This window comes from Pseudomonas sp. DVZ6 (genome assembly GCF_024259445.1).
GTDB lineage: Bacteria > Pseudomonadota > Gammaproteobacteria > Pseudomonadales > Pseudomonadaceae > Aquipseudomonas > Aquipseudomonas peradeniyensis.
This window is the reverse complement of record NZ_JANCLM010000048.1, coordinates 17,696-44,491: the sequence shown is the minus strand read 5'-3', so window position 1 is coordinate 44,491 and position 26,796 is coordinate 17,696. Positions and strand designations below refer to the sequence as shown.

The 26,796-nt window shown below is 67.3% G+C and carries 24 protein-coding genes; 17 read left to right on the top strand and 7 right to left on the bottom strand.

Annotated elements, in window-relative coordinates; all coding sequences use genetic code 11:
- Nucleotides 1–252 precede the first annotated feature (252 nt).
- Nucleotides 253–2,298: a PhoX family phosphatase gene (locus tag NMG10_RS22990; protein ID WP_203650988.1), complete on the bottom strand. Its 2,046-nt coding sequence runs from the start codon at nt 2,296–2,298 to the stop codon at nt 253–255.
- 219 nt (nt 2,299–2,517) lie between these two features.
- Here NMG10_RS22990 and NMG10_RS22985 point away from each other — a divergent pair, with 219 nt between their 5' ends.
- Genes NMG10_RS22985 through NMG10_RS22930 form a run of 12 tightly spaced genes read left to right on the top strand, consistent with a single transcriptional unit; the run spans nt 2,518 to nt 13,222 of the window.
- Nucleotides 2,518–4,161, top strand: coding sequence for a lipoprotein UxpA (locus NMG10_RS22985; protein ID WP_254465200.1), 1,644 nt, complete (start codon nt 2,518–2,520; stop codon nt 4,159–4,161).
- On the top strand, nt 4,158–4,577 hold the full coding sequence (locus NMG10_RS22980) for a pilus assembly protein PilZ (protein ID WP_203650992.1): 420 nt from the start codon (nt 4,158–4,160) through the stop codon (nt 4,575–4,577). Before NMG10_RS22985 ends, NMG10_RS22980 begins: the two co-directional genes overlap by 4 nt.
- A gap of 3 nt (nt 4,578–4,580) precedes the next feature.
- A complete protein-coding gene (gspD, locus tag NMG10_RS22975) occupies nt 4,581–6,533 on the top strand; it encodes a type II secretion system secretin GspD (protein ID WP_203650996.1) in 1,953 nt (650 codons plus the stop codon).
- Complete coding sequence (locus NMG10_RS22970) at nt 6,533–7,981, top strand: GspE/PulE family protein (protein ID WP_254465201.1); 1,449 nt, start codon at nt 6,533–6,535, stop codon at nt 7,979–7,981. The genes gspD and NMG10_RS22970 overlap by 1 nt, the downstream gene beginning before the upstream one ends.
- A gap of 2 nt (nt 7,982–7,983) precedes the next feature.
- Nucleotides 7,984–9,180, top strand: a complete 1,197-nt coding sequence (gspF, locus tag NMG10_RS22965; protein ID WP_232855935.1) for a type II secretion system inner membrane protein GspF — start codon at nt 7,984–7,986, stop codon at nt 9,178–9,180.
- A gap of 14 nt (nt 9,181–9,194) precedes the next feature.
- The gene (gspG, locus tag NMG10_RS22960; RefSeq protein ID WP_028691608.1) at nt 9,195–9,629 is read left to right on the top strand and encodes a type II secretion system major pseudopilin GspG; all 435 of its coding nucleotides are present in this window, start codon (nt 9,195–9,197) and stop codon (nt 9,627–9,629) included.
- Nucleotide 9,630: 1 nt separating this feature from the next.
- Nucleotides 9,631–10,173, top strand: a complete 543-nt coding sequence (gene gspH / locus NMG10_RS22955) for a type II secretion system minor pseudopilin GspH (RefSeq protein WP_232855934.1) — start codon at nt 9,631–9,633, stop codon at nt 10,171–10,173.
- A complete protein-coding gene (locus NMG10_RS22950; protein ID WP_203651006.1) occupies nt 10,170–10,538 on the top strand; it encodes a type II secretion system protein in 369 nt (122 codons plus the stop codon). The genes gspH and NMG10_RS22950 overlap by 4 nt, the downstream gene beginning before the upstream one ends.
- Nucleotides 10,535–11,125, top strand: a complete 591-nt coding sequence (locus tag NMG10_RS22945; RefSeq protein WP_254465199.1) for a prepilin-type N-terminal cleavage/methylation domain-containing protein — start codon at nt 10,535–10,537, stop codon at nt 11,123–11,125. The genes NMG10_RS22950 and NMG10_RS22945 overlap by 4 nt, the downstream gene beginning before the upstream one ends.
- On the top strand, nt 11,122–12,183 hold the full coding sequence (locus NMG10_RS22940) for a GspL/Epsl periplasmic domain-containing protein (protein WP_254465198.1): 1,062 nt from the start codon (nt 11,122–11,124) through the stop codon (nt 12,181–12,183). Before NMG10_RS22945 ends, NMG10_RS22940 begins: the two co-directional genes overlap by 4 nt.
- Complete coding sequence (gspM, locus tag NMG10_RS22935; protein WP_203651008.1) at nt 12,180–12,566, top strand: type II secretion system protein GspM; 387 nt, start codon at nt 12,180–12,182, stop codon at nt 12,564–12,566. The genes NMG10_RS22940 and gspM overlap by 4 nt, the downstream gene beginning before the upstream one ends.
- Complete coding sequence (locus NMG10_RS22930; protein ID WP_232855930.1) at nt 12,563–13,222, top strand: type II secretion system protein N; 660 nt, start codon at nt 12,563–12,565, stop codon at nt 13,220–13,222. Before gspM ends, NMG10_RS22930 begins: the two co-directional genes overlap by 4 nt.
- Before the next feature lies 1 nt (nt 13,223).
- Here the strand turns inward: NMG10_RS22930 and NMG10_RS22925 are convergent, their stop codons facing one another.
- The 4 genes from NMG10_RS22925 to NMG10_RS22910 all read right to left on the bottom strand — a co-directional run bounded on the left by NMG10_RS22925 (nt 13,224) and on the right by NMG10_RS22910 (nt 20,581).
- Complete coding sequence (locus tag NMG10_RS22925; RefSeq protein ID WP_254465197.1) at nt 13,224–14,828, bottom strand: ShlB/FhaC/HecB family hemolysin secretion/activation protein; 1,605 nt, start codon at nt 14,826–14,828, stop codon at nt 13,224–13,226.
- Nucleotides 14,829–15,158: 330 nt separating this feature from the next.
- Nucleotides 15,159–19,208 carry a hemagglutinin repeat-containing protein gene (locus NMG10_RS22920; protein ID WP_254465196.1) on the bottom strand — a complete coding sequence of 1,350 codons (4,050 nt, stop codon included), beginning with the start codon at nt 19,206–19,208 and terminating at the stop codon, nt 15,159–15,161.
- A gap of 234 nt (nt 19,209–19,442) precedes the next feature.
- Nucleotides 19,443–20,006 carry a murein L,D-transpeptidase family protein gene (locus NMG10_RS22915; protein WP_186713920.1) on the bottom strand — a complete coding sequence of 188 codons (564 nt, stop codon included), beginning with the start codon at nt 20,004–20,006 and terminating at the stop codon, nt 19,443–19,445.
- A 20-nt stretch (nt 20,007–20,026) separates the two neighbouring features.
- Complete coding sequence (locus NMG10_RS22910) at nt 20,027–20,581, bottom strand: NUDIX hydrolase (protein ID WP_254465195.1); 555 nt, start codon at nt 20,579–20,581, stop codon at nt 20,027–20,029.
- A gap of 137 nt (nt 20,582–20,718) precedes the next feature.
- Here NMG10_RS22910 and NMG10_RS22905 point away from each other — a divergent pair, with 137 nt between their 5' ends.
- From NMG10_RS22905 to purT, 5 genes are all read left to right on the top strand, one after another.
- Nucleotides 20,719–21,318 carry a CoA pyrophosphatase gene (locus tag NMG10_RS22905; protein ID WP_203651018.1) on the top strand — a complete coding sequence of 200 codons (600 nt, stop codon included), beginning with the start codon at nt 20,719–20,721 and terminating at the stop codon, nt 21,316–21,318.
- Between the two features lie 42 nt (nt 21,319–21,360).
- On the top strand, nt 21,361–21,885 hold the full coding sequence (locus NMG10_RS22900) for a gamma carbonic anhydrase family protein (RefSeq protein WP_203651020.1): 525 nt from the start codon (nt 21,361–21,363) through the stop codon (nt 21,883–21,885).
- Nucleotides 21,875–22,072: a DUF1289 domain-containing protein gene (locus NMG10_RS22895; protein WP_110738362.1), complete on the top strand. Its 198-nt coding sequence runs from the start codon at nt 21,875–21,877 to the stop codon at nt 22,070–22,072. The genes NMG10_RS22900 and NMG10_RS22895 overlap by 11 nt, the downstream gene beginning before the upstream one ends.
- A gap of 142 nt (nt 22,073–22,214) precedes the next feature.
- Entirely contained in the window at nt 22,215–22,682 is a 468-nt protein-coding gene (locus NMG10_RS22890) for a VUT family protein (RefSeq protein WP_234562182.1), read from the top strand.
- 119 nt (nt 22,683–22,801) lie between these two features.
- Nucleotides 22,802–23,983, top strand: coding sequence for a formate-dependent phosphoribosylglycinamide formyltransferase (purT, locus tag NMG10_RS22885; protein ID WP_254465194.1), 1,182 nt, complete (start codon nt 22,802–22,804; stop codon nt 23,981–23,983).
- 78 nt (nt 23,984–24,061) lie between these two features.
- Here the strand turns inward: purT and NMG10_RS22880 are convergent, their stop codons facing one another.
- The gene (locus tag NMG10_RS22880; protein ID WP_062574980.1) at nt 24,062–25,366 is read right to left on the bottom strand and encodes an MFS transporter; all 1,305 of its coding nucleotides are present in this window, start codon (nt 25,364–25,366) and stop codon (nt 24,062–24,064) included.
- A 242-nt stretch (nt 25,367–25,608) separates the two neighbouring features.
- Entirely contained in the window at nt 25,609–26,796 is a 1,188-nt protein-coding gene (locus NMG10_RS22875) for a transporter associated domain-containing protein (protein WP_203651022.1), read from the bottom strand.

Here is a 26,796-nt window from a genome sequence, read left to right as displayed (position 1 = left end):
CCCCCCCCCCCCCCCCCCCCCCCCCCCCCCCCCCCCCCCCCCCCCCCCCCCGCTGCTCCAGTCAAATCAAAGAATTATGTTTTGTGCCATGAGAGCGGCCTTGTGCCGCGAATGGGGCGCGCAGCGGCCCCAGGGTTCGGTGTTGACGCTGCATTCGTCGGGGCTGCTGCGCAGCCCATTCGCGGCACAAGGCCGCTCCTACAAGGAGTATGCAAGTCCTTGTGGGAGCGGCGTGAGGCTAAAGCTGATCGATCAGGCCGTACCGATCTCCCCGCCATCGTTACGCTGGATCACCACCGTCGAAGCCCGTGGCCGCACCGAGGTGCCGGTCGGCGTGACATCGGTGGCCTTGTCGGTGGTCGGCCAGTTGTCCGGGTGCTGGATGTTGACGAACATCGTCTTGTTGTCCGGGGTGAAGGCGATGCCCGTCACCTCGCAACCGTTCGGCCCGACGAAGAAGCGGCGCAGGGCCGCCTGGTTGGTGGCGTTGACCGGGATCTGCTTGCCGTTGGCGTCCACAAGGTCGGTGGGGATCACCGCCAGCAGCTGGTCGTTGGTGTAGCTGGTCAGGGTAGCCTCGCCGTTGTCGGTCTCGAACCACAGCACGCCGCGGCTATCGAAGCTCATGCCGTCGGGGCTGGCGAACTGGTTCAGTTCGGTCAGGCCCGAGCGGTTGATGTCCGGGGCGCCGGCGGCGTTGGCGCCGAACACGAAGATGTCCCAGGTGAAGGTCTTGTGGTCGTCGCTGTCGTGCCAACGGATGATGTGGCCATGGCGGTTCGGGCCGCGCGGGTTGGCCGCGTCGACCTTGGCGGCGGTGCGCGCGCTGTTGTTGGTCAGGGTCAGGTAGACGTCGCCGTTGAGCGGGTTGACGGCGGTCCACTCCGGACGGTCCATGGGCGTGGCGCCCACGGCGTCGGCGGCGCCACGGGTGTTGAGGATGATGCCTGGCAAATCGGTGAACAGCGCGCCGAGGGTGCTGCCGCCGGTGGTCGGGGTGGCGACGTCGAGCAGCAGCCAGGCGCCGGTGCCGTTGGCGTCGAAGCGGGCCACGTAGAGCTTGCCCTTGTCCAGGTACTTGGCGCCGGTGGCCAGGCGGTCGGCCGGGTTGGCGTCAGCCGGGTCCCATAGCGCGTCGGAGACGAACTTGTACAGGTACTCGTTGTTGGAATCGTCGCCGGTGTACCAGACCAGCGGCTTGCCGGCCACCGGCAGGCCCGGGCAGCAGCCTTCGTGGCGGAAACGGCCTAGAGCGGTGCGTTTCACTGCCAGGGTGTTGCTGGTGTACGGGTCGATCTCGACGATGTAGCCGTAGGTGCTGGCTTCGTTGCGGAAGTCGTCGGTGGCGCTGGCGCCGGTGGGGGTGATGTCGAAGCGGGCGAACTCGCCGGCCACTTCGCTGGCGTCACCGGCCGCGGTTTCCCATTTGTACTGGCCGCTGCTGGTGGCGACGCCGATACGCACCTGGTTGGCCGGGCGCGTGCCCTTGTTGACGAAGATGCCGGGCCAGTTCTCTTCGCAGGTCAGGTAGGTGCCCCACGGGGTGTAGCCGTTGCCGCAGTTGTTGTTGGTGCCGCGGCACTGGGTGCCGGTGGGCGAGAACTTGGTCTTGACGTGGTCGGTGCCGCGCAGGGGGCCGGCAATGTCCATCAGCGAGACGGTGGTGAAGCGGCGGTTGAGCGGGTCGTTGTCGACCACCTGCCAGCGCCCGGCGACCTTGCTGATACGCACCACGCCCGCGCCATGGGCGTTGATCTCCTTGCGCACCTCCTCGACCGGGCGCTTGCCGGCGACGGTGGTAGGGCCGGCCGGGTGCAGGGCGGCGGTGTCGATGTACTCGAAGTTGATCGCCAGCAGGCCATCGCTGGAGCTGCCGTTGATGGGGAAGAAGTGCATGCCGTCATGGTGCATGCCCATGGCGTTGGCCTGGTCGGTGGAGGTGTTGCTGCCGTCGGCCTTCCATGGGTTGGCGGTGGCGTTCAGCGGCGTGCCCCAGGGCGCCAGCACATAGGCGCTGTAGCCGGCGGCGACCACGCAGGCATCGGTGCGCGAGCCTGGGATTGAATTGAAGCCCAGCTTGAGTTTCGGTTTCTCCGGCTGGGGCGCTGGATCGTCGTTGTCGGAACCGCCGCCGCCGTCGAAGCAACCGGTCAGGCCGGTGCCGGCGATCATGGCGATGGCGGCGCCGAGGCTGCCGCGCACCACGGCGCGACGGCTCAGGTAGGTGTCCATGACACTGGCCATCGGCAGGTTGCCGCTCAGGTTCCGGTCCAGGTTATCGCCGGTATCTCGACTCATCAGGGTGTCCTTTTTTTGGCTGAGTTGAAGGAAACCGCGACTGTAGACGGCAAGTATGTCGATTGATTGGCAGAAATGTTAAAGGGCGTTTAAAACGCGCTGCTATTACTAAAGGCCTAATCAAGTCTGTTTTGGAATTAGCAGCGGATTTCTGCCATCAAACTGTCACGCCAACGCCGCAATATCCGGAGCCCAACGTGAACAGGGATGGCGGAGTCGATGGCAAGCAGTGTGGGCAGGCGCGAGGTGATCGGGTGGATGGGCGTCGGTGCGCTGGCGCCGTTGCTCGGCGCCTGTTCCGCGCTACCGGGGCCGCGTGGCGGCAGCGACCGGGCGCTGGACCTGCTGTATGTGGCCGACACCCTCGATGCCCGCCAGCCGGGCCAGGCCGTGGTGCCGGCCACCCGCCTGGGGCCGGTGAGCCACCTGGGCCGCGCGCCGTGGATGAGTGGGCCCAATGCCAGTGCCGGGCAGCCGGAACTGGCGCCGTTGCTCGACGCCGGCCTCAGCGGGCAAGCCCGTACCGGTGGTTACGCGGTACTCGCGGCGTTGCTCGAGCAATTGCGCGTCGAAGCCGGCAGCGAGCAGTGCCTGACCCTGGAGAACGGCCAGTGCTGGAACGGCAGCGGCCTGGCCTACCTCACCCAGGGCGAGAGCGGCGTGCAGGGCAGCCAGTTGCTCGGCAGCGAGGTGCGGGTCAGCAGCGACGAGCGGGTGCTGTGGCCGCAGCGCAGCGCCGGGCTCTATCGCCAGTCTTCCTCTATTACCCTCGGCGCCGGCCTTGCCGACACCCAGGCCAAGGCGCTGGGCGTCGAAGGCGTCAAGGTGTTCCAGCGCGGCGGCGTGCGCATTGCGGTGGTGGGTGTCACCGACCCTTACGCCCAGGACCAGAAAGCCTCGCTGAAACAGTGGTACCAGTCGCTGCAACCAAGCTTCCAGCAGGCCCGGCGCGAGGCCGACCTGGTGGTGGCGCTGGCGGATGTCGGTACCGGCCCCGGACTGTGGCTGGCCGAGCGGGTGCCGGAAGTGGATGTGCTGCTGTGCGCCCGCGGCCAGGACCTGTGGCCCGCGCCGGTACTGGCGAGCCAGGCCAGTGGCCGGCGGGTGCCGGTGCTGTTCGCCGGCTGCCGGGCCAGCGGCGCGTTTCGCCTGCGGTGCCGCCAGGCCGGTGGCCAGTGGCAGTTCGAGGCGCGGTTCTTCCCGGCCTTCGAGCACAGCCTCGGGCCGCAAGCCCAGGCCCGCGCCAGCCAGCTGCGCGGCGAGCTGCAACGCCAGCGCAGCGGCCATGCCGCCTGGCTCGACCAGCCCCTGGTCCGTGCCCCCGAGGCGCTGTGGCGCCGCGATACCCGTGGCGGCAGCTGGGACCGCTTGCTGCACCAGGCCCTGGCCGACGATTCGAGCATGCCGGTGCTGCTGCCCGGCCTGCGTTACGACTACCCGCTGCAAGCGGGCGAGCCGATTACCCGCGAACACCTGATCAGCCTCACCGGCGGCTACCCCGCGCCGGTGGTCGAAGCCCCGGCGCGTCAGGTCGAACAGGTGCTGGAGAACGCCGCCGAGCAACTGTTCGGCGACCCGCTGCTGCTGGACAACAGCCAGGACCTGCCGCGTTGGCAAAGCCAGAACTGGCAGGTGAGCTACAGCCCTAACGGCAAGCGCATCATCGGCCTGCAACCGGTCGAAGGCCTGTGCCGCACCTTCGGCCTGCACTTCGACGCCCAGGCCGGTGTACCGCTGTGGCAGACCCTGGAAGCCTGGCTGACCCGGCAGACGCCGGGCTGGGCGCTGGCAACACTGCAATTGCCGGCGGTGCGCTACGTCCAGGGCCATCCGGGCTGGCACCCGCACCAGGTGGCGGCGTGACTTCGCGCCTGGCCACCTTCGCCTTGCTGAGCCTGGCCGGCTGGCTGGCGGCGCAATGCGTGCTGCTGCTCAGCCGCCAGCCGCTGCCGGCCAGCGCACCGGTTCAGGCGGATGTCGCGCTGCCGGGCCTGCTGGTGGAGCACTGGCAAGCCCCCGTCGATGACGGAAGTATTCCCATCACCCGCCTGCCCCTGGCCTACCTGGGCGGGCTCAAGGCCCAGCCGCTGTCGGCCAGCGTGGTGGTGCTGCGCCACGGCCAGCAGGTGCGCACCCTCGGCCGCGGCCAGCGCCTGGCGCCGGGCATCGTGCTGCAGGACATCGACGTCGATGGCCTGATCTTCGACAACAACGGCCGGCGCGAGCGCCTGCCCTGGCCGCCACGCCCCGCCGTGACCGGCTTCAAGCGCCAAGGATGAATGATGATTGCAAGGTACTGTCTGGCCGGGCTGCTGATGCTCGGTATGTCCCTGGCCCGGGCCGAAGAGCCGGAGGTGTTCGCCGACGACGGCACGCCGCTGTACGAGGTCAATTTCGTCGACACCGAACTGGGTGAGTTCATCAACAGCGTGTCACGCATCACCGGCACCACCTTCATCGTCGACCCGCGGGTGCAGGGCAAGGTCACCGTGCGCACGGTCGATCGGCATGACGCCGACGCCATCTACGATATCTTCCTGGCCCAGCTGCGGGCCCAGGGCTTCGCCGCCGTGGACCTGCCCAATGGCAGCGTGAAAATCGTCCCCGACCAGGCCGCGCGCCTGGAGCCGGTGCCGGTGGAGAGCGCCGGCAAGAAGTCCGAGGGCAGCGATGGCGTGGCCACCCGCGTGTTCAACGTACGCAACGCCGCCAGTGAGCAGATGCTCGGCATCCTCAAGCCGCTGATCGACCCACGGGTCGGCGTGATCACCCCGTACCCGGCCGCCAACCTGCTGGTGGTCACCGACTGGCGCAGCAACCTGGAGCGCATCGACAGCCTGCTGCGCCAGCTCGACCAGGTCAGCGACGAGCCGTTGCAGGTCATCCCGCTCAAGCACGCCAGCGCCGCCGACACCGCGGGCCTGGTGACCCGCCTGCTGGCCCGCGAGCAGGGCGGCGATGCCGCCCAGGTGGTCGCCGATCCGCGCAGCAACGCCTTGCTGGTACGCGGCAGCGCCGACAGCCGCGAGCGGGTGCGGGCCTTGCTGGCCCAGCTCGACCGGCCCGGCGACAACCTGCGCAGCAGCAATACCCAGGTCATGTACCTGCGCCATGCCAACGCCGCCGAGGTGGTCAAGGTGTTGCGCGGCCTGAGCCAGGCCGGCGCGGTACCGGCCGCCGAAGGCGAGGGCAAGGACGCGGCGCCGGTGCCGGCGGCCAGCGATTCGGGGATCCGCCTGGAATACGAGGAGGGCACCAACGCCGTGGTCATGGTCGGCCCGGACAGCGAGCTGGCCGCCTTCCGCAGCATCGTCGAGCAGCTGGACATCCGCCGGGCGCAGGTGGTGGTCGAGGCGATCATCGCCGAGGTGTCCGACAGCAGCGCCCAGGAGCTGGGCGTGCAGTGGTTGTTCGCCGACGAGAAGTTCGGCGCCGGCATCGTCAACTTCGGCGGCAACGGGGTGAACATCGCCAGCATCGCCGGGGCTGCCAGCAGCGGCGACAACGAAAAACTCGGCAAGCTGCTGTCGGCCACCACCGGCGCCACCGCCGGCATCGGCCATATCGGCGGCGGCTTCAACTTCGCCATGCTGGTCAACGCGCTCAAGGGCAAGAGCGGCTTCAACCTGCTGTCCACGCCGACCCTACTGACCCTGGACAACGCCGAGGCGTCGATCCTGGTCGGCCAGGAAGTACCGTTCGTCACCGGTTCCGTCACCCAGAACAACGCCAACCCCTACCAGACCATCGAGCGCAAGGAGGTGGGGGTGAAGCTGCGCATCAAGCCGCAAGTCAACGTCGACAACAGCGTGCGCCTGGACATCGTCCAGGAAGTGTCGTCGATCGCCGATTCCAGCGCCGCCAGCGACGTGATCACTAACAAGCGCGAGATCAAGACCAAGGTGATGGTCGAGGACAACGGCCTGGTGATCCTCGGCGGGCTGATCAGCGACGAGCTCTCCACCAGCAACCAGCGCGTGCCGCTGCTCGGCGACATTCCCTACCTGGGCCGGCTGTTCCGCTCCGACGCCAGCAAGAACACCAAGCAGAACCTGATGGTGTTCATCCGTCCGCGCATCCTGCGCGACGGCGAGAGCCTGGCCGGATTGAGCCAGCAGAAGTACCAGAGCCTTCAGCAGAACACCCCGCTCAAGCTGCCGGCTCTGGCCGAAGGCCTGCCGCTGCTGCAGGTGTTTCCCTCCAGCCGGGCACGCCTCGAAGGCGGTGACTGGTGATGCTGCCCTATCGCCTGGCGCGCCAGAGCGGCGTGGCCATGGCGCCGACCGAAGGCGGCTGGCAGCTGTGGCTGCGCAGCGACGCCGACAGCGACCAGTTGCAGGAACTGCTGCGCGTGCATGGCCAGCCGGTGGGCGTCGAGCACCTCGACAGCGCGAACTTCGACGAGCGGCTCGGCCAGCTCTACCAGGCCGGCGAGGCGGCGAACGAGGCCTTGATCGAAGGCATCGGCGAGCAGGTCGACCTGGACAGCCTGATGAGCGAGATGCCGCGCATCGAGGACCTGCTGGAAAGCGATGACGAAGCCCCGGTGATCCGCCTGATCAACGGCCTGTTCGGCCAGGCCCTGCGCCTGCGCGCCTCGGACATCCATATCGAGACCTTCGAGCAGAGCCTGGTGGTGCGCCTGCGCGTCGACGGCCACCTGCGCGAAGTGCTGCGCCCGCCCCGGGCGCTGTCGGCGATGCTGGTGTCGCGGATCAAGGTCATGGCCCGGCTGGACATCGCCGAGAAGCGCCAGCCCCAGGACGGCCGCATCACCCTGCGCGCGGCCGGGCGCGAGGTGGATGTGCGGGTCTCGACCCTGCCCGGGATCCATGGCGAGCGGGTGGTGATGCGCGTGCTCGACAAGCAGGCCAGCCTGCTGGCGCTGGACAACCTGGGCATGCCCGCCGCCGTGCTGCGCGGCTTGCGCTCATGCCTGGCGCGGCCCAACGGCATCGTGCTGTCCACCGGCCCGACCGGCTCGGGCAAGACCACCACGCTATACGCCAGCCTCAACAGTCTGAACGACGGCAGCCGCAACATCCTCACCGTCGAGGATCCGGTCGAGTACGCCATCGCCGGCATCGGCCAGACCGCCATCAACCCCCGCGCCGGGCTGACCTTCGCCAGCGGCCTGCGCGCGATCCTGCGCCAGGACCCGGACGTGATCATGCTCGGCGAAATCCGCGACCAGGAAACCGCGCAGATCGCCGTGCAGGCCAGCCTCACCGGTCACCTGGTGCTGTCCACCCTGCACACCAACAGCGCCGTGGGCGCGGTGACCCGCCTGCGCGACATGGGCATCGAACCCTTCCTGATCGCCTCGTGCCTGCGCGGCGTGCTGGCCCAGCGCCTGGTGCGGCGGCTGTGTGCCTGCGCGGTGGCCCAGCCGCTGCAAGGCGCCGAGCGCGAACTGTGGCCGGAGCTGGGCAGCCTGCGCGAGAGCTATCACCCGGTCGGCTGCGAGCACTGCCAGGGCAGTGGCTATGTCGGCCGGCTGGGGCTGTACGAGTTCATCGAACTGGATGCCGGGCTGGTCGCCTTGCTCTATGACGGCGAGAGTGAACTGGCCATGCAGGCCTACCTGGATGGCCGCCGGCAGAGCCTGGTGGCTGAGGCCCGCGACTGCCTGGCCCGTGGCGAGACCAGCTTGGCCGAAGTGCTGCGCGTGGTGCAGGGCTGAGCATGCCGACCTATCGCTACCAGGCCGTGGATCTTGCCGGCAAGGCGCACAAGGCCAGCGTGCAGGCCGATAGCGAGCGGCATGCGCGCCAGTTGCTGCGTGAGCAGGGCCTGTTCGCCCGGCAGTTGCAGCGCCACGACAGCGCACAGCCCCGCCGCCAGCGCCTGACCCGCGCCCAGCTGTGCGAGCTGACCCGGCAACTGGCGACCCTGGTCGGTGCCGGCATTCCACTGGTCGATGCCCTCGCGACGCTGGAGCGGCAACTGCGCCAGCCGGCCCTGCATGCGGTGCTGGTGACCCTGCGTGGTTCCCTCGCCGAAGGCCTTGGACTGGCCCGTAGTCTGGCTCGCCAGGGCGCGCCGTTCACCGGGCTGTACTGCGCGTTGGTCGAGGCCGGCGAACGCTCCGGGCGCCTGGGCCAGGTGCTGGCGCGCCTGGCCGATCACCTGGAGCAGGTGCAGCGCCAGCGTCACAAGGCCCGCACTGCGCTGATCTACCCGGCGGTGCTGATGGGCGTGTCGCTGGCGGTGGTGGTCGGTCTGATGACCTTCGTGGTGCCCAAGCTCACCGAGCAGTTCGCCCATTCCGGGCAGAGCCTGCCGTTGATTACCTCGCTGCTGATCGGCATCAGCCAGGGGCTGGTCCATGCCGGGCCGTACCTGCTGGCGCTGGCGATCGGCCTGACCGTGGCTGGCGGCTGGCTGCTGCGCAAGCCGCACTGGCGCCTGCGTCGCGACGACCTGCTGCTGCGCCTGCCGCGTGTCGGCGCGCTGCTGCAGGTGCTGGAAAGCGCGCGCCTGGCGCGCAGCCTGGCGATTCTCTCCGGCAGTGGCGTGGCCCTGCTCGAAGCCCTGCAGGTGGCCACCGAGACGGTCGGCAACCTGCGTATTCGTGCCGCCATGGAGCAGGTCCGCCAGCAGGTGCAGGGTGGTACCAGCCTGCACCGCGCGCTGGACGGCGCCGGCCAGTTTCCGCCGCTGCTGGTGAACATGGTTGGCAGCGGCGAGGCCAGCGGCACCCTGGCCGACATGCTCGAGCGGGTGGCCGATGACCAGGAACGTGGCTTCGCCCGCCAGGTGGACACCGCCATGGCGCTGTTCGAACCGCTGATGATCCTGGTGATGGGCGCGGTGGTGCTGTTCATCGTGCTGGCGGTGCTGCTGCCGATCATGCAGCTCAACCAGGGATTGCAACTGTGACAAGGAGACCTTTCATGCAACAACGACGCAACCGCCAAGGTGGCTTCACGCTGATGGAAATCATGGTGGTGATCTTCATCATCGGCCTGCTGATCGCCGTGGTCGCGCCCAGCGTGCTGGGCAACCAGGACAAGGCTATGAAGCAGAAGGTCATGGCCGACCTTGCGACCCTGGAGCAGGCGCTGGACATGTACCGCCTGGACAACCTGCGTTTCCCCAGCAACGAGCAGGGCCTGGCGGCGCTGGCGAAGAAACCGACCCAGGAACCGCTGCCGCGCAGCTGGCGTAGCGACGGCTATATCCGTCGCCTGCCGGAGGATCCGTGGGGCACGCCGTACCAGTACCGCATGCCCGGTGAGCATGGCCGGGTCGATGTCTATTCGCTGGGGGCCGACGGCGTGCCGGGCGGCGAAGGGCTCGATGCCGACCTGGGCAATTGGGCGCTCTGAAATGCCTGCCCGAAATGAGCGCAACTGCGTGGGAGCGGGCTTGCCCCGCGATGGCAATGTTGGCCATGCCACCGCCATCGCGGGGCAAGCCCGCTCCCACGCTGTCGCGATCCAACAGCGCGGCTTCAGCCTGCTCGAACTGCTGGTGGTGCTGGCCATCGCCGCGCTGATGACCAGCCTTGCGGTGGCCTGGCTCGACAGCGGAAGGAGCAGCGTCGACCAGACCCTCGACCGCCTGGCCGCCGCCACCGTGGCCCAGGCCGACCTGGCACGTCATGCCGGGCAACTGCGGGGGATTCGCTGGAACGGCCAGCGACCTGAGTTCGTGCGCCGCCAAGGTGATCAATGGCAGGTGGAAACCGTGGCCTTGGGCGATTGGCCCAAGGGCCTGCGCCCGGACTGGCCGGCCAGCCAGACGCCCGCGCTGCTGTTCACCCCCGATGGCTGGGCTCGCCCGGGCACCGTGCGCTGGCGCTGGGCCGAGGGCGGCCGGCGCTGGGACTGGGACCGCAGTGGCCAGTTGCGCGTGAGCGTGATGCCATGAAACGCGGGCAACGGGGGTTCACCTTGCTCGAAGTGAGCGTGGCCCTGGGCATCGCCGCGGTCCTGGCGGTGATCACCAGTCAGGTCCTGCGCCAGCGCCTGGCTGTGCAGGACACCGTGCAGCAGCATCGCCTGGGCCTGCTGTGCGCCCGCGAGCTGCAGGCACGTTTCGCGGTCGAGCAGTACTGGCCGGTGGCCAACCAGGACAGCGGCGTGCTGGTCGAGGGCGGGCAGGCCTGCCATTGGCAGCTGCAGCTGCGCCGTACCGGCGTGCGCGACCTGCGCCGTGGTGAGTTGCTGCTGCATGCCGACCGCGACCAGCGCCTGCCGCTTGGGCAGTACACCGTGTTCCTGGAGCGACCATGAAGCGGCGCCAGGCGGGCATGACCCTGATCGAGCTGCTGGTGGCCCTGGCTCTCACCGCCTTGCTCGGGGTGATGCTGTCGGCGCTGGTCAACGGTTGGCTGAAGGTGCGCGAGCGGCTCGACGAACAGGTACGCGAAACCGGCGTGCTGGATTTCTGCCTGGCCCTGGAGCGGCGCTTCGACAGCCCGGTGTTGCGCCGTGTGTATGAACAGCGCCTGCCGCTGGCGCTGCGCTGGCTCGACTGGCAACCCGACCGCCGTCAACTGCTGTGGGTGGCCGCCGCGGCTTGGCCCCAGGCCGAGGGCGGCTCGCGTCTGCAACGCCAGCGTCTGCATTTCGAGCCCCGCGAACAACGCCTGCTGCTGGAAACCTCGGCCGACCTCTACGCCGCCGCAGCCCCGCAATGGGTGATGCGCGAGCGGCTGGAGCGGGTCAGCGCGATGAACATCCTCTACCACCAGTCCGGCCGCTGGCTGGCCTGGCCTTCCGAACAACCGGCGCACCCCGGGCGGGGTGTGCGCGTGGAGCTAGTGCGTGATGGAGCACCGTTTACCTGCACCTTCGTTCTGCCCTGGGGGCGCTCATGAAGCTTGAATGGCGCCGCCGGGCGCCGGCACAACCCTGGCTGCTGCTGCGCCCAGGCGAGGTCTGGGAGTGGCTGCTGGTAATCCAGGGACGCCCCGTGCGCGAGGGTCTGGGGGAACCACCGCCAGGGCTCGAGGCGCGCATCGCCCTGATCGTCCCCGGCGAGCATTGCAGCCACTTCCAGCTGGCCGCGCCACCCGGGCTCAAGCGCGAAGAGTGGCCGTTGCTGGTCGAGGACCGCTTGCTGCAAGGCGTCGATGAGGTGCTGTGTGCCTGTATCGGGCGTCACGCGGGGCAGGTGCAATTGCTGGTGGTGGCGCGGGCGAGGCTGGACGAATGGCGTGCGCAGTGCGCCGCCTGGGCGCTGCCGCTGGAGCGTTGCTGGGCTGAGTTCCAGCTGCTGCCCGACAGCGTGGGCGCGGCGGGTTGGCATTGGCGGCGAGGGACGATGAGCCTGTACAAAAGCCAGGCACATTGGTTGGCCTGGCCACAGGCGCTCGGCCTGCCGCCGGCGTTGGACGGGCTGGCCGATGACGCCGAATGCATCGAGGGCCCATGGCCAGAGGTGCTGGCGCCGCTCGATGGCCTGCCGGGAGTGTTCGAGGCGCGACGCGCGCGTTCACGTCCGCGCTTGCAAGTCGGGCAGTCGCGCCTGGCCGTCGCCTGCCTGGCGCTAGCCCTGGCCTGGGGCGGACTCTGGTGTGCGCAACAGTTGCGACAGGCTCAGGTGTATCGCGCCCAGGTGCTGGCGGTGACCGGTCCCCAGGCGACACCACGCCAGGCGGCGCTGGCGCTCAAGCGTCTGCGGGACGATGCCGGCGAAAGCCAGGTGCGCCTGCGTCTGCTCGACGCGGTGCAGGCGCAGGTCCATGCCTGGTTGAGCGATCACCCTGGCTGGCAGGTGCGGGCGGTGCGCTTCGACGGCCAGCGCTGGCACCTGGAGCTGGAAGGCGAGGGCGACGTCGCGCCCTGGCACGACATGGCCACGGCGATCGGTGTGCAGGTACAGGTGGAAGACGAGGCGCGCCGTGTGGTGTTCGACCTGGGGAGCGCAGCATGAACCGCGAATGGTTGCAGCAGCATCGGTTATCGCTGGCCTGGGGCGCCGTCGCGCTGTTGGTTGTGCTGCTGGCGCTGCGCGAGGGTAACGCCTACTGGCGCGAACAGGCGCAGTGGCGGGCGCTGGCCGAATCGCTGACGGCGCCAGCACAGCAACCCGCATTGACCCTGGAAGAGTTGCACCAGTCGGCACAGGCGCGACGCATCGAGCTGGCCGAGGTGCAGCCCGAGGACGAAGGTTGGCTGGCGCGTGGCAAGGTGGCCGATGCCCAGGCGCTGCAAGGCTGGTTGCAGGCCCTGCGCGATGATGGTGCGCAGCCTTTGCAGTGGGGGCTGGAGCGAGACACCGAGGGGCTGCGCTTTACCGTGCGGCTGCGGCCATGAACCGGCGGGCTGGGCTGTGGGTGGCCCTGGTGTTCTGCCTGACACTGTTGACCGAGCTGCCGGCACGCTGGCTGGTCGCGGGGGTTGGGCTACCGGCCGAGGGCGTGAGCGGCAGCCTGTGGCAAGGGCAGGCCGTTCGGCTGGGTGCGGCAGGCCCGGTGCAATGGACGTGGCGACCGTGGCAGCGCGACCTGCAGGTGCGGTTGGGTTTTCAAGGCCAGGGTTGGCAAGGGCGCCTGAGCGGCTGGCCGTGGCGTTGGCAGGCCGGGCTGCAGGCAGTGGGCTCGCAGCCCAGCGCTGCCCTGGGATACCGCCTGACTGGGCAGTGGCAAGGGGGCATCAGCCTGCAAGGCTCGGGGCAGCGTTGCCTGGCCGCTGAAGGGCGGATCACGGTGGCCGATCTGGCCTTGAGCGCCCCGTGGTCCCTGGGATTGGGGCAGGGGACGCTGGAAATGGACTGCCGCCAGGGCTGGCGGCTGGCTGCGGGGCTGGTTCGCCAAGGTCAGCACCAGCTTGGCCTGGAGGCCGACCTGGTGGCACGGCGGGCGCAGCTCGACTTCGCAATGTCGGCTGACGCCGGCCTGACACCGGTGCTGCGCGGCCTGCAATGGTTGGGGCCGCAAGACCGCGTCGGGCAGCGCCGGCTGAGCTGGTAGCTCAGAGGTTCAGGGACCACTGCGCGACCCAGAAGCCTTGCTCCAGCGCCTTGCGTGGTCGATCGCTGGCATACAGCCCGCGCTGGTAGTCCAGGCGCAGCTGGCTGTGCGGCAGGCTCAGTTCGACGCCTGCCGAGGCACCGACCAGGCGCTGCGACGGGCTGGTGCGTGCGTAGCGGGCCCAGCCCAGGTCCAGGCCTGCGGTGGGGCGCACCTGTACCGGCAGCGGCAGTGGCTGGCTGAAGGTATTGCGCCAGGCGCCGGCACTGGCGCCGGAGACGTTGTGCTGGCGGAAACCACGCACGGCCGAATGGTCGCTGAGTGACATCTGTTCGACGGCAGGCAGCACATGGGTGCTGTATTGCAGCGCCAGTTCGCTCTGCCAGCGCCACGGCCATTGGGCGGGGCCCTGGCGCAGGTGCAGCAGGTTGGCGCGGTACTTGGTGAAATCCGGTCGTGGCGCCTGCTTGTGGGCGAATGGGCGGTCGGCGCCGAGCCAGTGCATGCCCTGGCTCAGCCCCAGGTAGGCGTTCCACAGCCCGCCTTCGAGCCACAGCAGGTTGAGCCCGGCCTCGACGGTGGCCAGGGTCGGGCTCTGCAGGGCCAGCACGGCGGGGCCGAAACGGTTGACCAGTTGCTTGCGGTCGAGCCGGGCGCTGGCGCTGAGCATGCCCTGGTGATTGCGCCACAGCACGCGCTCGGCGCCGAGGCCGAAGAACTCGCTGCGGCCGTTGCTGGCATAACGGGTGTTCGGGATCGGCGCGCGGTAGCGCATGCGGCTGACGTTGAGGGTGAAGGTCCAGCGGCCATGGGGCAGGCTGTAGTACAGGCTGGTCCCTTTGCTTTGCCCGGGCGCGCCGAACACCACCGAGCTAAGCGACAGGCGCAGGTCGTCGTTCAGCCCCAGCGGGCTGTCCAGGCCAAGGCCCAGGTTGAGGCGGTGGCGGCCGGTGAGCTCACCGCCGCGGTTGTCGAGGAGGGCATCCAGATGCACGGGCGAGGCGGCCCGTCGTGGTTCGATCATGACACGGGTGCCACCGCGCAACTCACCTGGCAGCAGGGCCATCTCCAGGTCATAGGCGCGCAGCCGGTTGAGCTGGTCCAGACCCTGTTCGAGGTCCGGCAGATACAGCGGCTGGCCAAGCTGGCCGGGGAACGCGCCGTGCAGCGAGAGTGGCAGGTCGGCGCCAGCGAGCTCGATCGACTCGATGAAGCCTTCGACAATGACGATGTCCAGCGGCGCGCCGTGCTCGGGCGGGCTGGCCACATAGGGGCGGCTGGTGGGGTAGCCGGCCTCGACGTAGTGCTGGGTCAGGTGCTTGAGCAATCGGTCGATATCGGCGACGCCCATGCATGAGGAAGACACTGCGCGCACGCTCGATTCCAGCTGCCGCGTATCGAGTGTGCGGTTTCCAGCCAGGCGCACGCCGCTGATTGCCCAGCAGTGCTGATCGGGCGCAGTGAAGGTTGAGTCGGTGGCCTCCAGGGCGGTGGAGGGCTGGGGACGTTGCCAGCGATCGAAGCGCTGTTGCTGTTCCAACTGCCGCAGCTTCTGCTGCTCGTTGCGCAGTTGCTGACTGGCCGGATCGGCCTGGGCCAGGGGCATTGCCAGTGCGAGGCAGGCGAGCAGCAGGTGAATGATGTGTCGTGTTTCGACGGTTGAGTGGAGTCTTTGTCTGGTCATTGGCATCTGGTCTGGTCACGGAGCCGTTGTGCAGGAATCGGAGTTCGCAGGTAGTCCGCGTGCCCTGTGGGAGATCGCCCAGCCCTTGGGATACGCTGTCGCGCAAGGAACTGTTATCTCTGTGGGAGCGGGTTTACCCGCGAACACCGGCGGAGCCGGTGCCAGGCACCGCGTTGGATTCTTCGCGGGTAAACCCGCTCCCACAGGATCAAGCTAAATCAATGGGTTATGCGTTTTTCCATAGGGGCTGGCTCAGTGCCTGCGACCCTCCTCGATCTTCGAGACGTACTCGACGCTGCGGTCATGCCCGCTGGTGCGGACCAGACCGAGATCGAGTGGCTTGTCACCGTTGTCGGCACCGTCATTGCCCGTGACCTTGTCCTTGATGAACGAGAACAGGGTGCCTGCCAGGTCGACCGGCGAGAACGAGGCATCGACCTTCACCTTTCGCTCATGGTCACGACCGTTCAAGGTCTTGCGCGAAACGCTACTTTCGCCAAGCTCGACCTGGCCTTCGCTGGCGCGCAGCGTGGCGCCGACCAGGCGGGTTTCGCCGCCGACTTCCAGGTCGATGCCGTGCGTTGCGGACAGCGTGGTCTGCTGGTTGACGGTGTCGTTCTTGCGCTGGGCGTACTCGGCCTTGAGGGACGGTGTGAACTTCGCGGTGATCTTGCTCCAGAGCGCACCAGCAATTTCCCCGAGGTTGCCGCTTGCGAGCGTCTCCAATGGGCTGCTCGACTCGTCAGTGCCTTGCGTGGATGCCTTCTGGGTCAGGCTGGCGTCGATGTCGAGGACCAGGCTGTCGACCTGATCCTGGCGGCTGGCGACCAGCAGGTCACCGCCGACCTTGCCTTCGATCCGCTTGGCCTGCACCTGAGCACCTTCGACGCGGGTATCGCCCTGGCTGCGCAGGTCTACCAGGTCGGCGCGCAGGTTGCTGTCGTGCCAGGTGGTGTTGTTGCGCTTGTCCAGCTTCAGGTCGACCTGGCCGTTGATGCCGCCCAGATCCAGGGCCGCCAATTTGAGGCCGCCGCCGACTGTGACGGCGAGATTGTCGTGATGCTCGGTGTTCCTGGCCGCCTCGATCAGCAGGCCACCATTCTGGGCATCCAGGCCAATCCGCTCGGCACTGGCCTGCAGCCCTTGCACCTGCAAGGCGACATCTTCGCGGGCAAGGCTGGTGAGCTGCACCGCGCCCTTGCCGGTGAACTGCGCGCCAACAGCCATGCTGGCCTGTTCGTTGACCCAGCCAAAGGTGCCGTGGCCACCCAGGGCACCACCGGTGGCGCTACCTGTGACATCCAGGCCGCCACCCCAGGTCTTGCCCTCGCTTTTGCGGGTGTCGTGGGCAGCGGTCACTTTCAGCACGCCGTCGCTGTGCAAGCGGATATCGCCTTCACGGCTGTCGATACGGGTGCCTTGCAGGTGCATGTCGCCTGTGCTGGACAGCTCGATCGTGCCCTTGCCGTCGATCTGCGCCACCCTTGCCTTTTCGGTGTGTTGCGTGAGTGTGCTGTGCTTGAGGTTGCCGTCCAGCCCGCCGTTGGGGCCGAGCAGACCGGTACCACCTTTGGCTGCCAGACCGGCCTCGAATTTGGTGCTGCTGCTGGAGGTGTGATCCTGGGCTGCGGCAAGGGTCAGGTCGCCGCTGCTTTCCAGGCTGACCGCACCCTCTTCACTGGCGATGTAGGTGCCTTGGTAGTGGCCTGCGCGTTCAAGCTGCACCTCGATGCCGCTCTTGCCACGCAGGCTGCCGACACGGGCGACCGATGCTTCCTCTTTTTGTGTCAGGTTGGAGCCTTTGCCTTCGAGCCTGGCGTTGATGTCCGTGGCCAGGGTGGTGTCCACCTGCAGGCTGCCGCCCCCGGTGATGTACTTGACCTCACGGGTCTTGCGGTCGTTGGCGGCCAGTGCCTGGTGCTCTCCGGCCTCGATTCGCAGGCTGCCGGTCCTGGCGTTGTAGTCGGTGCCCTCGTCCTTGATGTGGTCGGCCTTGACCCGGACATCGGCGCCGTTGAAGGTGCTGACCTGCGCGGTACTGTCGATGTCTTTCTGCAGGCGGGTCTGGTGCCCGATGGCCAGTTCGGCGCCGGTCTTGGGCAGGGCCAGTTTGTCGATCACCGTAGAGGGACGTGCACTTTCGGCTTGCTTGCCGGTGAACAGCCGTTCGATAGGGCGGGTGATGCGCTGGTAGTCGGTGCTGATGCCGAGGCTACCGTCCCATTGGTTCAGGCTGGTTTCGGTTTCCCGGATATTGGCGACCGCGCGGTTGTCGATACGCTCGGCGTTTACGTGCAACGTACGGCTCGCTTGCACATTCGCCGCCTCGGTGGTCAGTTGCCGGGTATCAAGTCGCAAGTCGCCGCTGGCCTGCAGGGTGCTGCGGCGCACGTTGTTTTCACGTTCGATCAGGCCGGCTGGGCCACGATAGGCATCGATGCCCAGGCCCAGGCGGTCCATGCCGCCGGTGACGGCCAGCGCGGCGCCGGTACGGGTGTCGATGGTTTGTCGGGCCACGCTGTCGTGGGCGGCGGCGAGTTCGATTTCGCTGGCCGAAACCTCAAGGCTCCCGGCGTTCGCCTTTATCTCGGAGCCACTCACCGTCAGTTTCTGCCCTGTGCGCACGGTTACGGCGGCGCCACTGATGTTGCTGGCGACCTGGCGTGTGGCCGAGGTCTGCTCGTCGCTGTGCAGGGCTTCGTAGCCCACGCTCGCCGTGTACTGGCCCGAGCTTGGCTGGCCATCCTGCCCGGGCTGGGTCCGCCCGGCGCTGGCGGTGAAATGGCGCTTGCCAGTGGACCGCTCGGTACGGGCGTTTTCCTCGGCGCTTTCGATGGTCAAGTCACCGTTGGCGTCGAGCGCGATTGTCTTCTCGGCCTCGAGCCTGGCTGCGCGCAGTTGCAGGTCGCCGCCGGCACTGGCAACCAGGGTGTCGGCCTTGAGCGTGCTGGATTTTACTTTCTCGGAGTAGGACTTGCTGTCGATGCCCGTATTGTTCAGGTAGACGCGATGGTTGAGCCGCTCATCGACCTGCTCGCTGTCCACGCCGGCATCAATGGTCATCGTGCCGCCACTGCGCAGCTTTAGCCCGTTATCTGCATTCAACTGCACGGCGGTCAGGTGCAGGTCGCTGCCAGCTTGCAGGTTGATGCTGTCTTCGGCGCGCAGCCGACTGCCCAGTTGCTCGCGGCGGGTCGTTTTGGTATTGCCGTCGAACGCTTCGGTAGTGATGAACGCCCACTCTTTCTTCCAGCTGGTAGGATCGTCCAGCACCTTCTCCCGGGTGACGGTGTCCAGGGTCAGTTTCTTGCCGGCATTGACCTCGATCTGCCTGGCCTTGCCCTGGGTGGCGGTGAGCCGCAGGTCGCCGGCGGCGTTCAGGTCGAGCTTGCCGGTATTGCTGGTGAGGCTGGCCTGGCGCCTGTCGCTGCCCTGCACATGCAGGTCTCCGGCGGAGTGGATGATCAGGTCACGGTCCGCCAGCAGGCTGGCGTCACCGACCTGCACACCGGCGCCTTCGGCAGTGCTGACGATACGGATGCGACCGCCTTGCATGGCGCCGAGTAGCTTGGCATCGATGGAGGCACTGGCGGCGGGCAGGTGCTCGAGCACTTCGCGGTTGCCGGCATCGATCCGGTTACGACCAACGGTCAGGTTCAACTGGCCCTGGGCCAGGAGTGGCCCCTTGCTGTCAATGCGTGGGGCGATCAGGTCGAGGGCGCCCCTGGCGTTGCTCTGGCCGCCTCCCAGTACCTGCAGGGTGGCGCTGGCTTCGCGGCTGTCGAGGTGCTTGAGCTGGCCGTCCTGGATGTCGACATTGCCGACCAGGAAGCCGGCGCGGGTGGTGTTGATGAAGCTGCCACCGTTAAGCGTGATGCCATTGGGGTTGGCGAGCAGGTAGTCGGCCTTCTGGCCGAAGATTTCCTGCGCGCCTTCGATCCGCGAGGCGTTCTGGCTGACCACCTCGTTGAGGATGGTCGAGGCGGCCTGGCCCTGGAACTGCGGGTTGGCGCCCAATTGACCGGCCAGTTGCGATTGCCCGGCCTGCAGGGCGTTGTTCAGTACCAGCCCTTGCTTGCCAACGTTGTAGTCGAGGAACTGGTTGTGCGACAGGCCGCCGGCATTGGGCGCGACGATGTCGATCACCGGCACGCCGTGGCCATTGTCGATGATCGGCGTGCCACCCGGGCCGGGCGTCGGCGTCAGGGCGCCCTGCGCCTCGACCTGGGTGCTGCCCAGCAGGGCGAGAAAGACGGCCCAGCGTAGGGTGTCAGGCCTGGTCTTGGGTGTAGGGATTTGCATGGGAACCTCGCAAGTGATGTATGAAACAGAGAAATCATTTGCGGGAATTTTAAGAATGCCGGTGATGGCATTTGTATGGCTCAAAGCCATCGCCTTGTGGGAAGGAAGGCTATTGTGTGCGTAGGAAAAGTGAGCGGTTATGCGTCGAAAGGGAATATCGGCGGTGAAAGACAAAGGCCTGCCCCGCGAGAGCGGGGCAGGCCTTTGTTGTAATCGAAAGCTGTCGAGGGTGGTTCAGGGCCGGATTTCAATCAGCGTGCCGTCCTTGACCATGCTCCATACCTCACGCATGTCGTCGTTGCGCATGGCGATGCAGCCCTCGGTCCAGTCGAGGGTGTGGAAGTACCACTCTGGGTACTCCTCGTTGATCGGCGTGCCGTGGATCATGATCATGCTGCCGGCGGCCACGCCTTCGTTGCGGGCCTTGGCGGCATCGGTGATGTTCGGGTAGGAGATGTGCATGGCCAGGTTGTAGCGGTCGCTGACCTTGCGCCAGTCCAGCCAGTACAGGCCTTCAGGAGTCTTCTTGTCGCCCTCGCGCTCTTTGGCACCCTTGGGCTGCTTGCCCAGGGAGATGCGGTAGGTCTTGAGCGGCTCGCCACGGCTGATCAATTGCAGGCGGCGTTCGGACTTGATCACCAGCACCTTGTCGATCAGTCGCTCCTGCTGGGCGCTGCCAGCAGCGGGCTGGACCGGCGACGGCACGGCCGACGGCGTCTTGCGGATGATGGTCTCGGTGAAGGCGGCTTGCGACACCGAGGCGACACTGAGGCAGAAGAGGGCAAGCAGCCAGCGCATGAAACCGTATCCCTGAAGACTTAAGTGGTGGACGACGAAACGTTCATCGGCGGCAGGTATTCATGGCCTATCGGGTAGTGCTGCCTGATGCGGTCGCGATAATAGCATTCTAGTGTGCGTGTGACGGTGCGGAAAGCCAGCTCGCCCCAGGGGATCTCGTGCTCCTCGAACAGGCGCACCTCCAGGCTCTCGACCCCCACGGCAAAGTCCAGGTCGGCCAGTTCGGCGCGGAAGAACACGTGCACCTGATTGATGTGCGGCAGGTCGAACAGCTGGTACAGGCTCATCTCGGCGACCCGGGCGCAGGCTTCCTCGACGGTTTCGCGACGGGCGGCGGCATCCAGGGTCTCGCCGTTCTCCATGAACCCGGCGGGCAGGGTCCAGAAGCCCCGGCGCGGCTCGATGGCGCGGCGGCACAGCAGCACCTGGGAGCCCCAGGTGGGCAACACCCCGGCGACGATGTTGGGGTTCTGGTAGTGGATGGTCTGGCAATGGTCGCAGACATACCGCAGGCGGCTGTCGCCTTCGGGGATCCGCTGGGTGACCGTTTGGCCGCACGCGCTGCAGAATTTCATGCTTACATTCATTCCTATGGGGTCGGACTATCTTGGCGCGCCCGGCCCGCCCACCGCAAGCGGCCTGCGGGCGGGGCTTGGGTGCCTCGCGGCTTTGGTGCATCATGCACGGCAGGCCTTGGACACGAGAGTGCGTAATGCTGGACGAGCTTCTTCGCCGAATGAGCAACCATACCCCCGCGTCACTGGAGACGGATCGTCGTTTCCCCGAAGCGGCGGTGCTGCTGCCCATTACCCGCAGCGAAGAGCCGGAGCTGGTACTGACCCTGCGCGCCAAGGGCCTGTCGACCCACGGCGGCGAAGTTGCCTTCCCTGGCGGGCGGCGCGATCCGGAAGACCCCGACCTGGTGTTCACCGCCCTGCGCGAGGCCGAGGAAGAAATCGGCCTGCCGCCGGGGCTGGTCGAGGTGATCGGGCCGCTCAGCCCGGTAATTTCGCTGCACGGCCTGAAGGTGACACCGTTCGTCGGTTTGATCCCCGACTATGTCGAGTACCGCGCCAACGACGCCGAAATTGCCGCGGTGTTCACCGTGCCGCTGGCGTTCTTCCGCCAGGATCCTCGCGAGCACACCCACCGCATCGATTACCAGGGGCGCAGCTGGTACGTGCCCAGCTACCGTTACGGCGACTACAAGATCTGGGGGCTGTCGGCGATCATGATCGTCGAGCTGGTCAACCTGCTGTTCGATGCCGGCATCAGCCTGCACCACCCACCCGAGCGTTTCATCAAGAACTGAGTGGGGCACACCCCGCCGGCTTCAAACCGTGAGGAGCGATACATGAAATTCCGCCTGGGCGACCTGCGGGTCGATACCCATCCTGAGAGCTGGACCGCGCCCAACGCCACGCTGATCGGCAAGGTGCGCCTGCAGGCCCGCGCCAGCGTGTGGTTCGGCGCGGTGCTGCGCGGCGACAACGAGCTGATCGACATCGGCGAGGACAGCAATGTCCAGGACGGCACGGTGATGCATACCGACATGGGTTCGCCGCTGAACATCGGCAAGGGCGTGACCATCGGCCATAACGCCATGCTGCATGGCTGCAACGTGGGCGACTACAGCCTGATCGGCATCAACGCGGTGATCCTCAACGGGGCGCGTATCGGCAGGCACTGCATCATCGGCGCCAACGCGCTGATCCCGGAAGGCAAGGAAATTCCCGACGGTTCGCTGGTGATGGGCTCGCCGGGCAAGGTGGTGCGTGAACTCACCGAGCAGCAGAAGCGCATGCTCGAGGCCAGCGCCGCGCACTACGTGCACAATGCCCAGCGCTATGCGCGCGAGCTGGTGATCGATGAAGACTGACGAACGGCCCGTGGCCTCGCCCTGCGTCAGCATCTGCGCGCTGGACGAGCAGGACATCTGCACTGGGTGCCAGCGCACGGTGGACGAGATCACCCGCTGGGGGCGGATGGACAACGAGCAGCGCCGGGAGGTGCTGAAGAAGTGCCACGAGCGGGCGCTGGCGGCCGGGCTGATCATCGGATCGTAGAATCTGCGCGGGCATCTTCGCGGGTAAACCCGCTCCCACAGGGATCGCACCCCTCCTGTGGGAGCGGGTTTACCCGCGAAGAGTCTGGCGTTGACTTTAAATTCAAGTACTCTGTGCGGCTGGCCCACCGAACACACAGACCATGTTCTATCTCATCGCCTACATCAGCAGCGTGGTGCTGATCAACTACGCCTTTTCCAGCGCGCCGCACCTGGACGTGATCTGGTCCGCCTGGGGCGGGCTGGTGTTCATCCTGCGCGACATGGTGCAGACCCGCTACGGCCACGGCGCGCTGCTGGCCATGCTGGTGGCGCTGGTGCTGTCCTACGCGACATCGGAGCCGGCCATCGCCCTGGCCAGCGCCACCGCGTTCTTCGTCTCCGAGCTGATCGACTGGCTGGTGTTCAGCGTCACCCGCCGGCCCCTGCGCGACCGCCTGTGGTTGAGTTCAGCGCTGAGCATCCCGGTGGACACCTTCATCTTCTTCGGCATGATCGGCGCGTTGACCCCCGTAGTGATCGGCACAGCGCTGGCCTCGAAATTTGCCGGGGTGACGGCGGTGTGGTTGATCATGGCCTGGCGGGCACGGCGCGCGGCGCTGGCCGGCTGATCATCGTCGCGGCTATCGCGGGGCAAGCCCGCTCCCACGGAATCTTGTAGAATAGCGGTCCATTTTTCAGCGGGCGGCAGCCAGCGTGGCGCGGCCCCGGACGCCTTCGAGGACCTGAAATGACCCGTATCGGAACCCCATTGTCGCCCACCGCGACCCGTGTACTGCTGTGCGGCTGCGGTGAGCTGGGCAAGGAAGTGGTGATCGAGCTGCAGCGCCTGGGTGTCGAGGTGATTGCCGTGGACCGTTACGCGAACGCGCCGGCCATGCAGGTCGCGCACCGCAGCCACGTGATCAACATGCTCGACGGCGTCGCCCTGCGTGCGGTGATCGAGGCCGAGAAGCCGCACTACATCGTGCCCGAGATCGAGGCCATCGCCACTGCCACGCTGGTCGAGCTGGAAAACGAAGGCTTCAACGTGGTGCCCACCGCTCGTGCCACCCAGCTGACCATGAACCGCGAAGGCATCCGCCGCCTGGCGGCCGAAGAGCTCGACCTGCCGACTTCGCCGTACCACTTCGCCGACACCTACGAGGACTACGCCAAGGCCGTGGCCGACCTGGGCTACCCGTGCGTGGTCAAGCCGGTGATGAGTTCCTCGGGCAAGGGCCAGAGCCTGCTGCGCGGCGACGATGACCTGCGCAAGGCCTGGGACTATGCCCAGGAAGGCGGGCGCGCCGGCAAGGGCCGGGTGATCATCGAGGGCTTCATCGACTTCGAGTACGAGATCACCCTGCTGACTGTGCGCCATGTGGGCGGCACCACCTTCCTCGCGCCGGTCGGCCACCGTCAGGAGAAGGGCGACTACCAGGAGTCCTGGCAGCCCCAGGCCATGAGCCCCAAGGCGCTGGCCGAGTCGCAGCGCGTGGCCCAGGCAGTCACCGATGCGCTGGGCGGGCGTGGCCTGTTCGGCGTGGAGCTGTTCGTCAAGGGCGACCAGGTGTGGTTCAGCGAGGTCTCGCCGCGTCCGCACGACACCGGCCTTGTGACCCTGATTTCCCAGGACCTGTCGCAGTTCGCCTTGCATGCCCGGGCCATTCTCGGCCTGCCGATCCCGGTGGTGCGCCAGTTTGGCCCGTCGGCTTCGGCGGTGATCCTGCCGGAAGGCCAGTCGCAGCAGACCAGCTTTGCCAACCTCGGCGCCGCCCTGAGCGAGCCGGATACCGCTATTCGCTTGTTCGGCAAGCCGGAGATCAACGGCACCCGGCGCATGGGCGTGTGCCTGGCGCGCGACGAGTCGGTCGAGGCGGCCCGGGCCAAGGCGACCCGTGCTTCGCAGGCGATCAAGGTCGAGTTCTGATCTGAAACGATCGCGGGGCAAGCCCGCTCCCACGTCAGTATCAGTCTGGCGTGGGAGCGGGCTTGCCCCGCGATTGATTCAAAGTTCGGTATTACGTGTCTCTTTCAGGCACAACACGGCAATCAGACTGATCACCGCCGCCACCGACACATACCCCCCCACCCAGCTCAATCCCCCCATGCTCACCAGCTTCTGGGCAAAGAACGGTGCCGCCGAGGCGCCGACGATGCCGCCCAGGTTGTAGGCCGCCGAGGCGCCGGTGTAGCGCACATGGGTCGGGAACAGCTCGGGCAGCAGCGCGCCCATCGGCGCGAAGGTCACCCCCATCAGGAACAGCTCGATGGCCAGGAACAGCGCCACGCCGGTGGTCGAACCCGAGGTCAGCAGCGGTTCCATGGTGAAGCCCGAGGCGATCGCCAGCAGGCCGCCGACCACCAGCACCGGCTTGCGCCCGTAACGGTCGCTGAGCCAGGCCGACAGGGGCGTGGCCAGGGCCATGAACACCACCGCGAAGCACAGCAGGCCGAGGAAGGTCTCGCGGCTGTAGCCCAGGGTGGTCACGCCATAGCTGAGCGAGAACACCGTGGAGATGTAGAACAGCGCGTAGCACACCACCATGGCCGCGGCGCCCAGCAGGGTCGGCAGCCAGTAGCGGGCGAACAGGTCGACCACCGGCATCTTCACCCGCTCATGACGGGCCACCGCCTTGGCGAACACCGGGCTTTCCTCCAGCTTCAGGCGTACGTACAGGCCGACCAGCACCAGCGCCGCGCTCAGCAGGAACGGAATGCGCCAGCCCCATTCGCGGAACTGCTCGTCGCTGAGTACCAGGGCCAGGGTGAGGAACAGGCCGTTGGCGGCGAGAAAGCCGATCGACGGGCCAAGCTGCGGAAACATGCCGAACCAGGCGCGCTTGCCCTGCGGGGCGTTCTCGGTGGCCAGCAGCGCCGCGCCGCCCCATTCGCCGCCCAGCCCCAGGCCCTGGCCGAAGCGCAGCAGGCAGAGAATGATCGGCGCCCAGACGCCGATGCTGTCATAGCCGGGCAGCACGCCGATCAGCGTGGTGGACACGCCCATCAGCAGCAGCGAGGCGACCAGCGTCGACTTGCGCCCGATACGGTCGCCGAAGTGGCCGAACAGCGCCGAGCCCAAGGGGCGGGCAAGGAAGGCGATGCCGAAGGTGAGGAAGGCCGCGAGCATCTGCGCGGTGCCGGAGCCGGACGGGAAGAACACCGGCCCGATCACCAGCGCGGCGGCGGTGGCGTAGACATAGAAATCGTAGAACTCGATGGCGGTGCCGATGAAGCTGGCAGTGGCCACCCGGGCCGGTGAATTGACCGGTGTTGCCGAGGCAGGTTCGGCGTAGGTGCTGCTGGTAGTCATGCGAAGGTCCCTGACAGTCATGCTCCATGGGGCACGGCCCATGTGACGGGCACACGGGAGCCGGAGCGTATTGTTGTTGGTCGCGCGACTGACGATAGCCCAGGGGATAGGCAGTGAGCGGTTGCTGTTCGGGGTGCTGAAGCAGGACCGCGGGGCGTGTCAGTGGTGCGGACTGGCCGTCGGACGCCGGGTGCGGGTAGCGGGCGAGACGGCAGGGCTGGGTAAGCGTGACTCGAGTATAGCTAGCGAGTCAGTGTCCAGACCAGTACCTTGCTTGCGCAATTATCCTCGGTTTCGAGGATTTCCAGCCGATATCTGCCAATTTTAAGGCATACAGCGCTTGCCGGGATGCTTTCCAAGGCCTCAGTGACCAGGCCGTTGAGGGTTTTCGGCCCGCCGTCGCAGGGCAGGTGCCAGCCCAGGGTGCGGTTGATCTCGCGCAGCGAGGCCGTGCCTTCGATGACGAAGCGGCCATCGGGCTGGGGATGGACATGAGGGTTGTCCAGGCTCTGCTCGTCCTCGAACTCGCCGACGATCTCCTCGAGGATGTCCTCCAGGGTGACGATGCCGAGCACCTCGCCGTATTCGTCCACCACCACGCCCATGCGCCGCTGCTGCTTGTGGAAGTTCAGCAACTGCATCTGCAGCGGTGTGCTTTCGGGGACGAAGTAGGGTTCGTAGCAGGCTGCCTGAAGCTTCTCCGGGGTAAGTTCGGCCCGTGGCAGCAGGTGGCTGATCAGCTTGGTGTTGAGTACCGCTTCGACCTGGTTGATGTCGTTGTGATAGACCGGCAGGCGGGTGTGACGGCTGACGATCAGTTGCTCGATGATGCGCTCGATGGGGTCGTCGAGGTTGATGCCGTCGACTTCGTTGCGTGGTACCAGGATGTCGTTGACGGTGATCTTGTCCAGTGCCTGCAGGCCTTCCAGCAGGCCGTGGCGGGCGCTGTCGACCGGGCCGTCTTCGTCGAAGTCGTCGTCTGCCTGCGGGTGCAGGGCCACTGCAGTGGGCTGCACGCGGAACGGGCGCAGGATCAGCCTGGCGCAGCCATCGAGCAGGCAGCCCAGCGGCTGCAGCAGCGCCAGCGGCCATTTCAGCAGGTTGCCGCCCAGGCTCAGGAAGGCGTGCGGGTCGCGGCGGGCCAGGCGGCGCGGCAGGTAGTCGGCGAGCACCAGCAGGGTGAAGGTGGCACCAAGGCCGGCCAGCCAGAAACCGTGTTCACCGTCGTAGCGCTGGCCGATCAGGCAGGCTAGGCCCAGTACCAGCAGCTTGCCGAGGCTGGCGCCAAGCACCAGGCCCTGGGCGGGGAGGGGGGAATCGCCCTGGCCGTTGGCTTGCTGGCGGGCGCTGTCGACCGCGGTGAACAGCGCCGACCACAGCAGCGCCAGTGCGATGATGCCGAGCAGCGGGGCGTACGGCAGGGTGTCCAT

Coding starts and splice junctions, on each gene's coding strand:
- NMG10_RS22990 (WP_203650988.1), bottom strand. CDS start 2,298: ATGAGTCGAGATACCGGCGATAACCTGGACCGGAACCTGAGCGGCAAC.
- NMG10_RS22985 (WP_254465200.1), top strand. CDS start 2,518: ATGGCAAGCAGTGTGGGCAGGCGCGAGGTGATCGGGTGGATGGGCGTC.
- gspD (WP_203650996.1), top strand. CDS start 4,581: ATGATTGCAAGGTACTGTCTGGCCGGGCTGCTGATGCTCGGTATGTCC.
- NMG10_RS22970 (WP_254465201.1), top strand. CDS start 6,533: ATGCTGCCCTATCGCCTGGCGCGCCAGAGCGGCGTGGCCATGGCGCCG.
- gspF (WP_232855935.1), top strand. CDS start 7,984: ATGCCGACCTATCGCTACCAGGCCGTGGATCTTGCCGGCAAGGCGCAC.
- gspG (WP_028691608.1), top strand. CDS start 9,195: ATGCAACAACGACGCAACCGCCAAGGTGGCTTCACGCTGATGGAAATC.
- gspH (WP_232855934.1), top strand. CDS start 9,631: ATGCCTGCCCGAAATGAGCGCAACTGCGTGGGAGCGGGCTTGCCCCGC.
- NMG10_RS22950 (WP_203651006.1), top strand. CDS start 10,170: ATGAAACGCGGGCAACGGGGGTTCACCTTGCTCGAAGTGAGCGTGGCC.
- NMG10_RS22945 (WP_254465199.1), top strand. CDS start 10,535: ATGAAGCGGCGCCAGGCGGGCATGACCCTGATCGAGCTGCTGGTGGCC.
- NMG10_RS22940 (WP_254465198.1), top strand. CDS start 11,122: ATGAAGCTTGAATGGCGCCGCCGGGCGCCGGCACAACCCTGGCTGCTG.
- gspM (WP_203651008.1), top strand. CDS start 12,180: ATGAACCGCGAATGGTTGCAGCAGCATCGGTTATCGCTGGCCTGGGGC.
- NMG10_RS22930 (WP_232855930.1), top strand. CDS start 12,563: ATGAACCGGCGGGCTGGGCTGTGGGTGGCCCTGGTGTTCTGCCTGACA.
- NMG10_RS22925 (WP_254465197.1), bottom strand. CDS start 14,828: ATGCCCCTGGCCCAGGCCGATCCGGCCAGTCAGCAACTGCGCAACGAG.
- NMG10_RS22920 (WP_254465196.1), bottom strand. CDS start 19,208: ATGCAAATCCCTACACCCAAGACCAGGCCTGACACCCTACGCTGGGCC.
- NMG10_RS22915 (WP_186713920.1), bottom strand. CDS start 20,006: ATGCGCTGGCTGCTTGCCCTCTTCTGCCTCAGTGTCGCCTCGGTGTCG.
- NMG10_RS22910 (WP_254465195.1), bottom strand. CDS start 20,581: ATGAAATTCTGCAGCGCGTGCGGCCAAACGGTCACCCAGCGGATCCCC.
- NMG10_RS22905 (WP_203651018.1), top strand. CDS start 20,719: ATGCTGGACGAGCTTCTTCGCCGAATGAGCAACCATACCCCCGCGTCA.
- NMG10_RS22900 (WP_203651020.1), top strand. CDS start 21,361: ATGAAATTCCGCCTGGGCGACCTGCGGGTCGATACCCATCCTGAGAGC.
- NMG10_RS22895 (WP_110738362.1), top strand. CDS start 21,875: ATGAAGACTGACGAACGGCCCGTGGCCTCGCCCTGCGTCAGCATCTGC.
- NMG10_RS22890 (WP_234562182.1), top strand. CDS start 22,215: ATGTTCTATCTCATCGCCTACATCAGCAGCGTGGTGCTGATCAACTAC.
- purT (WP_254465194.1), top strand. CDS start 22,802: ATGACCCGTATCGGAACCCCATTGTCGCCCACCGCGACCCGTGTACTG.
- NMG10_RS22880 (WP_062574980.1), bottom strand. CDS start 25,366: ATGACTACCAGCAGCACCTACGCCGAACCTGCCTCGGCAACACCGGTC.
- NMG10_RS22875 (WP_203651022.1), bottom strand. CDS start 26,796: ATGGACACCCTGCCGTACGCCCCGCTGCTCGGCATCATCGCACTGGCG.